This is a genomic window from Shewanella sp. MEBiC00475 (assembly GCF_005234075.1).
GTDB lineage: Bacteria > Pseudomonadota > Gammaproteobacteria > Enterobacterales > Shewanellaceae > Shewanella > Shewanella polaris.
The window spans coordinates 873,793-888,318 of the sequence record NZ_CP039928.1 but is presented as its reverse complement, the minus strand read 5'-3'; the positions used below and the strand labels follow the sequence as shown (position 1 = coordinate 888,318).

Below are 14,526 nucleotides of genomic sequence, written 5' to 3'. Positions count from 1 at the left end.
AATTTCTACTTGAACGATCATTTTTCGCTGTCAGACTAAGGGTATTAAAAACCTTTTAAGACCTGAGCGACCTTGACTGACCTACCTGATGACGTAGCACTACTCAAAGCCATGTTGCTGCTACTGCAAGCAAAAGAGCGTGCACAAGCAGAATAAATTGCTGAGCTTAAAACGACAGTTCAACTACTGGTTGAACAACTCAATCTCAGCAAATAAAAACGCTTTTCATCGCAAAGTGAAAAAGTAGCCAAAGGCACGTTTAACGAAGCTGAGCAGCAACATGCGTTGCCAAAAGTAAACAAGACCAAGGCTAAAACAGGCAGAAAACCGTTACCTGAAGCGCTTGACCGTGAAGTTTATCAGCACGAACTCAGCGCCCCTTGTTGTGAATGTTGCCAAGCACCCCTTCATGAATGCGGTAAAGAAGTCAGCGAAACGCTCAAAATCATTCCACAGAAAGTCAGCGTTATCCGTCATGAGCGTACCAAATACACGTGTCGTCAATGTGAAAAAAAACACGTCAGCAATAAAGTCATTACCGCCCCTAAGCCTGCGAGTATGTTGCCTAAAAGCATGGGCACAGCTGAAACGTTTGCGGCAATCGTCACGGCTAAATACGTGGATGCATTACCACTGTATCGCCAGGTTGATATGTTAAATCGCTCAGGAATTGATATAAGCAGAGGCACACTCGCAAATTGGTGTGTACAGCTAGGTGATAAAGTCCAAGTCATTATCGATGCAATGAAGGATAAGCTCCTGAGCGAAAAGCTGATTTGTGCCGATGAGACAACGGTACAAGTCCTTCGAGAAGAAGACAGAAAAGCCGAAACTAAGTCGTACATGTGGGTTTACCGCAGTGGAGAATTTGCAGAAAACCCAGCGGTTATTTACGACTATCAACCGAGTCGTGCCGCTGCCTGTGTAAAGGATTTCCTAACGGGATACTCAGGCTACCTCCTGACTGATGGCTACAGTGCTTACAATACGCTTGAACAGGTTACTCAAGCCGCTTGTATGGCACACGCCAGACGTAAATTTACCGATGCTCAAAAAGCATCGCCATCCAAAAAAGCAGGTAAACCTGAAAAAGCACTGAGTTACATAGCCAAACTTTACGGGATAGAAAAACAGGCAAAAAACTTAACTTCCCAAGCGCGTCAACAGTTGAGAAAGCAACAGGCCGAACCTATCCTCAATGAATTTTATGCTTGGTTGAACAGCCAACATGTTTTACCTAAAGGGCATTGGACAAAGCCATTAGTTACACCTTAAATCAATGGCCCAAATTACTGACCTATCTTGAAGATGGGGATATCAGTATTGATAATAATGTCACAGAGCGGGATATCCGGCCGTTTACCACAGGGCGAAAAAATTGGATGTTCTCGACGTCGGTGGGTGGCGCTAAAGCCAGTGCGAACTTATACAGTCTGGTGATGACCTGCCGTGCCAATGATTTGAATCCCTACTACTATTTCCGTCATCTCTTTACGGAATTACCCAAGCGTGCACCATTAGATGATATGTCTGATTTGCTGCCGTAGAATGTTGATTTAGGTGAAGCAGAATAAGCTTCACCAGTTAATTGACCGCTTACTTATCTGCGCTAATTTCACCGTCTACTCGCCAACGCTGTATGGTTCTTGTTGATAATCCAATCACCTCACAGGCCTTATCTTGCCTCGAACCTGCCGCGACGGCGGTGCTGGCCAACTGTGCATGCTTATGCCTATCGGTCAGCGAAGTCAGCTTTCCTCTTTTTCCTTCCAATAGGCATCGAACTTTTTTCCTAGTACGAGTAAAGCAGCAGCTTCCGCTAAAGCTTTATCCTTTCTGCGTAACTCACGTTCGAGCTCGTTAATGCGTTTTTTGTCTGCCTTTTGCTCAGTGTTATCTTGGTTTTTTTTGCGGCTTTGTTGTTGAATTACCGGCAATGCAAGCTTGTTTCCATGCGTTGACTTGCTCAGGGTATAAGCCCTTAGCTCGGCAATATTCAGTTAACTCAACAGCCTACAGTGTGCGGTTTCCAATATAACTGAAAACTTTTCCTCACTTGACTACTTATCCGATGAACTTACTTTTGACACGTTTAACCCTGAGGTATTGAATTGCCTTTGCCAACTATACAGGATTGAGCGCTTAATGCCTTTTTGCTCTGTAATCTTGCGAACCGACAAATCACTTTGACTAAATTTGTCTAATATTGCTTCTTTAAATTGACTTGAATACCTTTCATAATTCACTTGCTTTAACTAACCGCGCGCTGTTTATTTGTAAATTAATTGAGGCGATAACTATCTTGACACAGGGGGCTAGCTTACAAACGGCAAACAAAATTATAAAAATTTTGTACAACCAGTCAATTTATTACTAACAGCAATAAATAAAAGTCTTGCTTAAAACAAACTAACACGCCAAAATAATACTGTTTTTACATAAGGGCTATCCATTTAGCGCCACCAGTGTCAATATGTAGTGATGAAAACTTCATCGTATTTATTAAAAGCGGGTGTAGATTACCCTACAAGTTGGGGCGAATTTGTTGATTGGTTTCATGATGAACAATCCTGCATTAGCTACCTTTACAAACTTCGTTGGCCAAACGGATTCATATGCCCAAGCTGTTCAAGCCATCAATCACCTTATCAGTTAAGTAATGGCAAGTTAAAATGTCATGCTTGCCGTTCTCAGTGTTCAGTAACATCAAGTACACTTTTTGACAAAACAAGAACCCCCATGAAAAGTTGGTTTGCTGCCGTCTGGTTTATTACAAATCAAAAAAATGGGGTCAGCGCTCTTGGAGTTCATAGGTTATTAGGTCTTGGGAGTTATCAAACCGCTTGGTCATTAATGCACAAGTTAAGGCATGCCATGGTTGATCCTGAAAGGGATAAACTGTCCGGCATCGTAGAGGTTGACGAAACACTAATAGGTGGCGTCGTTCCCCAATCATCTATTAAAAATCAACAGGGTAAGCGTAAGGCTGTAGTTTTGGTCGCTGTTGAGCTGCTATCACCCTCTGGATTTGGCCGGATACGTTTAAGGCTAGTGGAAAGTGCAACCAAAGAACATATCCATCAATTCATTCAAGATGTAATTGAACCTGGTAGTACAATTTGTAGTGATGGCTCTCAAGCATACAAACAAATAGACAAGAAAGGATATAAGCATAACCGAATAGTGCATTTAGGTTCATCTGTACCTGCACATGAAACAATGGCTGGGGTACATCGAGTCTCATCATTATGTAAAAGATGGCTTTTAGGTACATATCAAGGCGCGGTAAAGGCTAAGCAACTTGATTATTATTTAGATGAGTTTACATTTCGCTTCAATAGAAGAAAGTCAGATTCTCGGGGATTATTATTCTACAGGTTGCTTGAACAAGCAGTGCGTTCTAAGCCGATAACGTACCAATCAATTAAAAATCGATAACCACAACATATAGTGGTTGGTTGTGCTAAGTGGATAGCCCTTTTTTACATACAGTGCTATTTCGAAGGGATCACATGAGTAAACAAAATGCACTAGACACGGCTATTAATCTAATTGAAAAACAATTTGGTAAAGGGTCTATTATGCGCTTAGGTGCCAATCGCTCAATGGATGTTGAGACGATTTCGACTGGTTCGCTTGCTCTTGATATTGCACTTGGTGCAGGGGGTTACCTGTTGGCCGGATTATTGAGATATATGGCCAAGAGGCGTCAGGTAAAACGACTCTAACTTTAGAGATTATAGCCTCTGCTCAACGAGAAGGTAAAACTTGTGCATTTATTGATGCAGAGCATGCATTAGACCCTATATATGCACAAAAATTAGGCGTCAACATCAATTCGCTATATGTTTCACAGCCTGATAATGGTGAGCAAGCTTTAGAAATATGTGACAGTCTTGCTCTCTCCGGAGCTATAGATTTGATTGTTATTGACTCAGTTGCAGCATTGACTCCTCGAGCGGAAATTGAAGGAGAAATTGGCGATTCACATATGGGATTACAAGCCCGTATGATGTCACAAGCAATGCGTAAAATTGCAGGCCATTTAAAGCAGTCTAATTGTACATGTATTTTCATTAATCAAATTAGAATGAAAATTGGTGTTATTTTTGGTTCTCCAGAAACTACAACTGGTGGTAATGCACTTAAGTTTTATTCTTCTGTTCGCCTAGAGATGCGCGCCTATAGCTCTTCTTCTGGACAAATAAAAAGAGGTGACGTGGTCATTGGTAATGAAATTAAAATTAAAGTGGCTAAAAATAAAATTGCCGCGCCTTTTAAAGAAGCTAAAACTCAGATTATTTATGGGAAAGGATTCAATCGATATGGCGAACTCTTAGATTTAGCTGTTGAGGGGAGAATAATAGAAAAATCAGGCTCTTGGTATGCTTATGGTGATAATAAGATTGGACAAGGATATGATAATGCCAGCGAGTTTTTACGTTTAACACCTCATCTCTATGAGGAAATAAAGGACAAAATCCTTGAAATACATTTTCCTAAAAAACTTTAGCCCATTTTTTGTGATATTTTATTAGAAGAGAATGAAACGAATACTATGATAAAGCCTGAATTCAACTCTGAAGTGTGAGACTCTATTAATTAAGCTGTTAATAATAAACTGCGGATTGAGCATTTAAATTTCAAGCTTTTGTTTTGTCTAAATTTTGTTAGTTTGACTCTACAACGGTTTGTTGAAGTAAATGTTATTGCCCAACTTCGAGTAGATTTGGAGATGTTAACATAGGTAAGTGCACTTTCTGCGACCTTTAGTCGATTAGGCTATTATCATTCTTAGTAGTAAGCTCAGCCAAATAGCCTTGATCAATTCTTTAATCAGATGTTGCAGATGCGTCACAAATTTATTTTTGTTGTCTGACTTTCTCTCTATATAAATAGCCGCTCAATTTGTCAGCTGATACGATACAGTCTTAACGCACCTTCACAGTTAACCCACCCCTAGTTGCCAATTCGTCATCCATCAAGCGGAACATTTTCTTTTTCGTTCCAAAACAATACGATTGTCATGTCGTTCTCACTGAATGACAATTTCTACCAACTGTGTTTGCTCACCGCAACGCAAGTCACGTGGTCTAATTGTTCCGCCTCCCCAGTTAAGACATAATTGGCTAACTGGAGATTCAAATGACTAAACGTAAAACCTACTCAAAAGAATTCAAACTAGTTTCCATTGGGCTCTCGTTAGAGACCAAAATTCCTGTATCTCAGGTGCTGCTTGAAACTTAGAGTTCAACGCCCCAATCTCGGTCGCTGTTATGTATTCCCAGATGAATATCGAAGAACATATTCTCAGGTGAGCTAAGTGTCTACAAAACTGGGAGAAGATCAGTGGACCAAATAAGCTGAAATGACGATGATCATACTTTTAGAGACCATGGCAAACTGACGTCTGAGCAAAAAGAAAATCGCAAACTAAAATCTCAAGTAAAATGCTTCGAAATAGGGCGTGAAATATCAAAAAAAGTGATGATCTTACTTGCCAAAGAAACGATAGTTTATTACCCAAAATAAGAAAATCTGGCTTGTGATTCAGATGTGCTACGTGTTGTGTGTCAAAAGTAATAATTATTATCAAGTCAAAAAATATTATTAGAGGACTTTTTTATTGCCTAAAAGTTATACCCGCTTACTTGAAGATGTTATGGCTGTGCTAACACAAGAGCAAAGCCATGATACACCTCGTTTTTTACGAGCTGAATGACTGCTGCACCTTTTAGCTGAATACGACAAAACGGCTAATGTTAAATATTTGGATATTGTAAAATCACAAGTTGATAGTTTTTTAATCTGCCCTACTTATGATTTTATTGATGGTGGTATGCATCGTTACTCTGAAACGGGTGACTGGGAAACGCCTCATTTCGAAAAAATGCTTTATGATCAAGCCCAACTTATGCATGTTTTAGTTAAGCTTTATTTGATCACCGGCATGAGTCAATATAGTGATATTGCCAATCAAACGGTGAACTTTGTTGAATCAAAGATGAAATACAATGGTTACGCTGTTTCGTCGCTGTCTGCTCTCTCTAATGATATTGAAGGTGGGTATTACCAGACGACAATTAAAGATTTTCCACTTTTTTCTAATGAACAACATTCACTGTTTAAGCATTCACCTAAGAGTCAGTTATTTTCACTTCGCTCTATCGACTTACCGTCCACCCAAACGATTAACACATTAAGTCAACTGCGGAAAAAGCGATTTCCTTTGCCCATGGCTGATCTGAAAGGTATTTTATCGTGGAATGCTTTGTATGCTATCTCGTTAGCAGAAATGTATTCAGCAACGTTGGATGAGCGTATTCAACAAAAGATGTACCACCATATTGATCTGCTAACGAAACAGTTTTATCGCGATGGACAGCTTTATCGTATTGTTTATGATGGCAGAGCATCGGTTGATGCAAAACTAGATGATCATGCTCTCTTTATACAGGCATTGTTGTTGAAGTACGGTATTAGCGGTAACGCCAATGATTTGGCTTTAGCCGTTAAATTGAGCCATCAAATGGGCATATTAGTCGACAACATGGACCCATTATTACTTGCTGTAGATGATCAACTTCCCTCAATGGTGGCGATGGCGATAAACGCCTATAAACAATTGTATTTGGCCACAGGGGAGTCTGAAATGACGGATAGGATGGGGGAGTTAATGACAAGATCTGTTCAGTCGCCATTAACGATATCGCAACTGTCCTTATTGTCTGCGGCAAACAGAACCGTTCGGAATAATCTATCTCCTTATTTTTTTGGTAAAGGTAAAGGTGTTGTGAATTTTGTCAAAATAGATAATGACTTAATATTACAAATTAGTTTAGCAAATGGTTGGCACATTAATTCGAATAAGCCGTTGGATAAAAAACTGATCCCAACCACTATCCAGTTTATTAATGATGATCCCGTGAAAGCCGATTTTCCAGAAGCTAAACAAGTTAATCTGTCATTTAGTCAGGATAGGTTGAGTGTTTATGATTCGACAATTCAGATCGTATTGGACAACCAGCAATTTCAGCGTACTAGACGGCCCATTAAGCTCAACTTGCAAATGTGTTCGGATAAATTATGCTTGTTACCTGAAACTATCGTAATAGTGCCTCCTCTACTATTAATACGATAGATTAATACAAGAGTGTAATGAAGCCATTTAATCACCTAACATGCCAGTTTTGTATTTATCAATTGTAAATATCTCCAGTTGCTTTACAAAAAATTTAGTTTATTATTCTGGTACTTATAAATTTCAAGGATGAAACTAATGCGATCTCCGCTATCTTCTATTGCCTTTCTACTTGCTACAACCCTAAGTTTAATCTGTCCATCAGTTATAGCTGGTTTTGATCATGCAACGGATGGAATTAAACTCACAGCTGATGTGAATAACGATGGTGTACCTGACTTTGCATTGTATGGTGCGGATTCGACATTGGTTAAATACGATGTCATATCAGGTGCAGACGGTTCAAAACTGGCTTCATTTTCGTTTCCAGATCCGGATTCATTTGTTTATGCGAAGTTTCATTGGGTTGCTGACCGTGATAATGATGGTTTTCAAGACATTGGCTTGTTTGGTTTAAATATTGTAAATGATAAATATCAATTCATTTTAAAAAGCAGCAAGACAGGTGAAAGTTTAGGTACATGGACTTGGAATAACACCCTTTTTGTGCCTGAGTTTCATGAGATTGATGACATTACGCTTGATGGTATCCCCGAGTTTGGCTTGTTAGGAACACATAGTGTTAATTCTACTTTGCAGTTTCAAGTAAGGGATGGGAAATTAAGAAGTCCTGTTGCGACGTTCAAGTGGCCTAATATTTGGGATAATCCGCGTATTGTCACTATGTCTGATATTACCGGAGATAATATTCCTGAAGTTGCGCTATATGGCGTTAATAAGCGCCGTGGTAATGGGCAATTGTTTGTATATGATGGGGCATTATCAACCAATAAATTAGATGTTTATAACTGGGGAAAGCATTGGGAGGATATTTCTTTATTCCAATTAGAAGATATTGATGGTGATGGCACGGTGGAGTGGGGCCAATTTGGTAAACGCCATGATGATGGTCGTTATCAGATGCTGATTAAACGCGGCAACAGTAAAACAGGTATGTTGCGAACGTTAACGTGGAACACCAGTATGAATGTAGACAAGGTTGAGTTGTTAGATGACTTAACTAACGATGGTATTAAAGACGTTGCGCTCGCACAGTTTGATGTCGACTTGCGATTTAAAATGCTCATTAATGATGGGCGCCTACCAAACAAACGAATAAAAAATATTTCATGGCCGTTAAAATGGTCACCTTCATCTCGCCTTGTTCACTTACACGATATTGACGGGGATGGAGTGAGCGAGGTTGGTTTGTTAGGTCCTAATATAAGTACTGGTAATATTACATTAAGTATTAAAAGCTTGGTTACAGGTAAAGAGTTAGCTCAGTTTGAATGGGATAAACAGTGGACAATCGGTTTGCTGGGACTTGAGATCTTTGATGCTAATAATGATGGCGTGCTTGATTATGCGTTAACGGGTTATCAAGACCTCAGTTTTTATGAACGGATTTCTGTCATCAGTGGGACAAATGATCATGCTGTTATATTTGATAAAATAGTGGGTCAAGAACGCACTACTCTAAACTCTTTTTTAACTGCTCGATTTGATACTGACTATAGATATATCACCTCTTTTAATGATGCGTACCGTTCTGGCGACACTGTAGGACAACTTTTATTTGATGGTAATTATTTACTTAATGGCAGTGAGACGTTGGCCTATACCGTTAACAATAGTTTATTAACGCTTCACCATGATAATGGCGATGAAGAGCTAAACTTTATCTATGTCAGTGACTCGTTTGGAGTGTCATTATCTCCTGGTTCGGAATTGTCGGTATTTACCAAGTTGCCTTTTACTGCCGTAGTGGCGGATAAATTTGACCCGTCGATGTTAGTGGGTAAGCTATTTTCTTTTGTTATGGATGATGCTGGATCTTCATCAAAAAGGACTGAACCCTTAAGTTTTAATGTGACTTTTTTGACTAATGGTCAGGCTTTTGTTGGGGCTGAAGAGATGTTCTTTGTTCCTTGGTTTGTTGATGCACAAGGGCGTTTAGTCGTTCAGATATCTGAATATAACGGTGATGATGATATGGTTTTTACTCGATATTTAGATGATGGAAAACTGTTTGTTATTAAAGATGCAAACCGTAACAATAAGCCGCTGTTAATGTCTGAAGATTTAACCTTGATGACGACATTGCTAAACAGTTGGCTTATTGCTAATTAGAGTCTCTTGTTAACTTAGTTATTTGATTATTGTAGACGCCCATTATATGGGCGTTTTTATGCTTGTTATTGTATTTGGTTTTATTTGACATTTATTAGATTTTGCTACTTTTACTTTTACTTTTTATTTTTTATTTTTGTTTGTATCTCACTTTTAGCTTATTTTTGGTTAAATAGTTATTGTTTTTTTGTATGGTGTATTAAACTCAATAACGATTTTTTGGTGATAATCTACATATAGAATGAAAAGGACTTTTTATGAAATTCGCTCGCCTAACTATTGGGGCAATTATTGTTGCTTCAGTATTCCCTGCTATATCAGCTGAGAAAGTGCAGGCTCCCGTTTTAGATTTACAGAGCTTACACATCCCTCAAGACAATCCTATAAAAGCCCAACGTTTTTTTTCGTCTTTTAGCCAATTAAAACAAGCTGCACACGGTGCTGTATTTGCTGAGAGTACACTTAAAACAAACCAGAATGCTGTTGATGCAACGACTGACTTTACTGTAAACGAATTAAATAATTCACAGTTTTTATTGTTAGACGCATCTCATCCCGGTTTTTTACCCCGAGCAGGTGCTGCATTCAATTTTTTAGCTGACAATACAGGGGTAGCAGGGTTTGATGGTTATTATAGCTATGATGAAAACACGTTTTCATGGTCAGTTACAAATGGTCAACTACATCTTTCAAGTAACCCTAAACTTGAAACTGAATATTTTTATATTTTTGATGACGAAATCGCTGAAAGATATGGTCAAAATTTAGCAGATCATTTAAAGGCCAAGTATCAAGCTGGAGAGATTTCTAGTACTCAGATCGAAGTGCAAATTGAATACAGCTTTGATGTGACGGTGACGAAATTATTAGTTGATGGTGATAAAACTACAGTTAATCTAGTGGGTACTGATTACAGTAAGTTAATTGTTCCGGCTGAGTGGGATTGGAATGTAGAAGAGATTAATTCTGAAGAAGCTTTCGATTTTGAAAACACTTGGTATGCTTCGTCTTCGAGCCTTTTAGCTGATGAAACCATGCAAACTGTTGCAGGTACATGGCTAGTCGATTTATATATTGACTCTAATAATGGAGATTCAGTTGATACTATTCTTTCCGAACGTTTGACTTTAAATGCTAATGGTACAGTAACTAACCCGCATTTTGATAAAAGCTATACATGGTCATTTAATAATGGAGTAATTACACTCGTATCAGGTGACACAGAATTTAAGATTACGCCGGTTTTTCAACAAGATAAAGCGATGTTGGCGACGGTGAAGCAATATAAAAATAATCAACTAGTTAGAGTCTTTAACAGTCAAATGGCTAAGTTTGATGCTAGTTATTCGCAATTTACTGACAATGTAGTGACTAAATTTCCGATTGTTTGGTTGCCAGGCATTAACCTTGTAGAGCCTGAAAGTTGGGACGGTGACAAACCATTATTTGATTATGTTTGGGCTCATAAGTTTTTGGATGATGGCACCTTTTGGCGTGGTATAAATCCTGACTACGATGATAATGGTAACCCCACTTTCATTTTAGATGAAAAATGGAATTATTCTATTGATGGTAATGACGTTATTACTCACTTTACTTATGATTACGGTTACAAATTTTATAGAGAACGTCATTGGGAAGTTATTTCAGTGAACGATGATGGTTTAGCCTTAGTTTATGAGTATTCTATTGCTGGTTATGATGATAACAATGATGGTTTATTTTCAGCTGATGAATTAAATTCGTATATTCTTCCTCGCTTGAGCTCTGCGTATAAACTGGATTTAAGTTTATACACCGAAGCGTGGGAGTCATTACCTGATACTGACCGTGATGGACTAAATGACTACGAAGAAGCTGATTATGGTACATCACCTAATAATGCTGATACCGATAATGATGGTATCAATGATGCTGAAGAAGTAAGCCTTGGCTTAAATCCGTTATCACAGGACACTGATGGTGATGGCTTTACCGATGGTTTTGAGCGTGATCAAGGTACAGACCCAAAATCGGCAACCTCAAAACCAGGCTCTACTACCTTGTCATTTAGCACTACAGAATTGAACCATGCCAAGGTTGCTTTGCTTGGTGATGTAAAAGAGGGGCGTATTCAGCAAAGTGGTGTTGCACTGGTATTAAATGAAGGCGGAACAGGGATGTTGGGCCAAGGTTGGTTATCATATTTCTCTAGTTCTGCGATGACTTGGTCGGTGTTGGATGGACAATTAAAAGTCGATAGTAATAATGAGACAACGACTTATAATTACCAATTTTACCCCTTTGACGAGATTGCTATTAAATATGGCCAAGATGTTGCTAACTGGTTGGTCGAGCAAGTCGACAATAATATTGTGCCTTCAGATTTTCAATTGGAAGAAACAATTAAAACAGTAGATAAGAGTTATACTAAGAATGCTATAGAGGGGAATAACTTAGAGGTTATTGAGTCAATTACAAACGAAACTTCAATCGTTTTTCCTGCTGATTGGGGATGGAACCAATCTGCACCATCTTATGTTTCAATGTCTCAAGCTTTGCTTAGCTGGCAAACAGACATAAGTGGTCAATTTGCTTTGATGTCTGACAACGATTTGGTAGGTAAATGGAATCTGTCAGCGCCAACAGAGATTACGTATAGCCCGAGTAGAAGTGGCCAAACGGTAAACGGTCTGTTTGCAACAGATTTAATATTAGGAAATGATAATGCTGCAGTATTTGATTCTAATGTTTACAGCTGGTTACTTGAAGATAGTACGTTAGTGCTAACATCTGGTAACAACCTAATTAAGATCACTCCAATTAAACAAGTAGAAAAGCAATACCTTGCTTTTTATGAGTTATATAACGCGGGTAATTTGGTTTACACCTATGTCGCACCACTGGCTAAGTTTGATAACACTTATATTCAATTAACGGATAATCTATCAACTCAATTACCGTATATTTATTTTGCTGGTATCAATGCTCACTTTCCTGACCAATGGAATGGTGACCAACTAAAAATTGAATCTGTATTTGGCTATCAATTCCGACAAGATGGTACTGTGCGTAAAGGTATTAACGGTGCCATTGATTATGATACAGGCAAAGGTATCTTTTATATGGGGAACGAGTGGACCTATACGATTAATGGCAATCAAATCACTATGTCTTATATTTCAGCTGACACCCATCGCGTGAGAACATGGGAGGTGATTTCTGTTGATCAAACAGGGCGTGCATTAGTATATGAAAGTTCAGTATATGGATACGATTCCAACGATGATGGTGTTATTAGCCCTGATGAAGATGGTGTTTATATTGAACCGCGTATAAATACAGTTGAGCTATTTGATTTAAGCTCATACACAGAAACTTGGAATGCATTACCCGACAGCGACATTGATGGGTTAAATGATTATCAAGAATCTGATTACGGTACAGACATGTACAACAGCGATTCAGACTTTGATGGTATTTTAGATGGTGATGAAGTTAACGCTGGTTTAAATCCTTTGGATGCAAACGATGCGCTTGCCGATTATGATAACGACGGCTTAACCAATAGCCAAGAAGTGATGTACGGTACTGACATTAGTAATTCAGACACCGATGGTGATGGTGTATCTGATGGTGATGAAGTTAACTTTGGCTTAAATCCATTAGACGCAAGTGATGGTGGCAATGGCCCTTCTAGTTTACTTGAATTGAGTGATGTTAATGGCGATGGAACTCCGGACTGGTTGAAGTTCAAATTAACCGGAACTGAAGCCCAGTTTAGTGTGGTGAGTGGCAGTTCATTTAACGCATTAAGCAGTTTCTCTGCTTCGTATGAGTTAGCGTCAATTAAAGTGCAATTACTGGATGATCGCAATGCTGACGGCATTAGTGAGATCGGCCTATTTGGTTTCAGTGAAACGACTGGCCGTTATCAGCTCTATGTGTTTAATGGTGTTAATGGTCAAGCGATGGGTACTTGGAACTGGCCTGCTACGCTAGGTGAAGTTGAGTTTGTGGGTTTGAAAGACTTAACGCTTGATGGTATTCAAGAATATGCTATTACGGGTATTCATTTGGGCAATGGTACTAAGCAGTTAGTTGTTAAAAATGGTGCGACTAAAGCGACGTATAAGACTTTCAAATGGCCTAACTTATGGTTAGAAACACAAATAGTGGTACTGACGGATGTGACAGCAGATGGTGTGCCTGAGATTGGTTTATATGGTCGTCATCAGCGTTTAGATAAAGGCCAGTTGTTTGTTTATGATGGTGCAGATTCAAGTACAAAAATCGACGTATATAACTGGAATCGTTTATGGGAAAACATTCGTTTATTTGAAATGGATGATGTCGATGGTGAAGGTACGGTTGATTGGGGCCAATTTGGACAACGTAAAGATGATGGCCGTTATCAATGGGTGGTTAAAAAAGGGCATGACAAGCGAGGCGTTATTCGCACCTTTACATGGCCCAATGATTTGACGGATGTCAGCCCATTATTAGTGTCTGACAGAACCAATGACAGTGTTCGAGAAGTGGCTATTGTGGGTAAAGACAATACTGGTAAAGTATTTTTACGTATTAACGATGGTCGTTTAGCTAATACACGTATCGCTAACATTAGCTGGCCAGCCGTTTGGGAAAATACTCAAGTGGCCGAGTTAGGAGACCTAAACAATGATGGCTTTAATGAGTTTGCTTTGTTGGGTGTCAATGTTAATTCCGGTAGACATCAAGTTGTGATTAAAGATGGTCAAGATACCAGTGAATATGGACGTATAACACTTGATGGTACTTGGACTGATATGCAGTTAAGTTCATATGATGTAAATAATGATGGAAAAGATGATGTAATTTTCAGTGGCGTAGAAGAAAGTACATTAATCCGATTTATTAATACCTACAGTGGTGCTGACTTGTCATTGATATCGAGTTCTGTGCAATAACGTTAGTGAACTTGCAGTGCAGCTATTATTGTTCTGTAGGTTAACTTGAAATCTCTGATTTCTGTAGAAGCTATTGTACATGTAGTGGATAAATAGTACTCAAGAGCCGCATTTAATGTGGCTCTTTTTTATTTTCATTTTAGATGTGAAAATAATGTCTCATAAAGCTGGTATAAATTAACGGTTTGGATAAGATAGAAAACGCTTTAGTGTCACTTTACTTGCGTGTATACAGTTAATTATAATGTATTTACGTTGGTCAATGGATATGAAGTTGGCAAAGAA

At 38.7% G+C, this 14,526-nt stretch carries 4 protein-coding genes and 3 pseudogenes; 6 read left to right on the top strand and 1 reads right to left on the bottom strand.

What is annotated here, in order from left to right; translation table 11 throughout:
• Positions 1-72 precede the first annotated feature (72 nt).
• Positions 73-1,547, top strand: a pseudogene (locus FCN25_RS03790) (IS66 family transposase).
• A gap of 52 nt (positions 1,548-1,599) precedes the next feature.
• Here FCN25_RS03790 and FCN25_RS03785 read toward each other — a convergent pair.
• Positions 1,600-2,246: pseudogene (locus tag FCN25_RS03785) on the bottom strand (transposase); the annotation flags it as partial.
• A gap of 235 nt (positions 2,247-2,481) precedes the next feature.
• Between FCN25_RS03785 and FCN25_RS03780 the strand changes: the two are divergent.
• From FCN25_RS03780 to FCN25_RS03760, 5 genes and pseudogenes are all read left to right on the top strand, one after another.
• On the top strand, positions 2,482-3,438 hold the full coding sequence (locus FCN25_RS03780) for an IS1595 family transposase (RefSeq protein ID WP_137222035.1): 957 nt from the start codon (positions 2,482-2,484) through the stop codon (positions 3,436-3,438).
• Positions 3,439-3,512: 74 nt separating this feature from the next.
• Positions 3,513-4,513 (top strand): annotated as a pseudogene (recA, locus tag FCN25_RS03775) (recombinase RecA).
• A gap of 1,257 nt (positions 4,514-5,770) precedes the next feature.
• Entirely contained in the window at positions 5,771-7,141 is a 1,371-nt protein-coding gene (locus FCN25_RS03770; RefSeq protein WP_137222095.1) for a protein-disulfide reductase DsbD domain-containing protein, read from the top strand.
• A 138-nt stretch (positions 7,142-7,279) separates the two neighbouring features.
• Positions 7,280-9,313, top strand: a complete 2,034-nt coding sequence (locus tag FCN25_RS03765; RefSeq protein ID WP_137222093.1) for a hypothetical protein — start codon at positions 7,280-7,282, stop codon at positions 9,311-9,313.
• Positions 9,314-9,570: 257 nt separating this feature from the next.
• Positions 9,571-14,241, top strand: a complete 4,671-nt coding sequence (locus tag FCN25_RS03760) for a VCBS repeat-containing protein (protein WP_137222090.1) — start codon at positions 9,571-9,573, stop codon at positions 14,239-14,241.
• The last annotated feature ends 285 nt before the right edge of the window (positions 14,242-14,526 follow it).

Coding starts and splice junctions, on each gene's coding strand:
- FCN25_RS03780 (WP_137222035.1), top strand. CDS start 2,482: ATGAAAACTTCATCGTATTTATTAAAAGCGGGTGTAGATTACCCTACA.
- FCN25_RS03765 (WP_137222093.1), top strand. CDS start 7,280: ATGCGATCTCCGCTATCTTCTATTGCCTTTCTACTTGCTACAACCCTA.
- FCN25_RS03760 (WP_137222090.1), top strand. CDS start 9,571: ATGAAATTCGCTCGCCTAACTATTGGGGCAATTATTGTTGCTTCAGTA.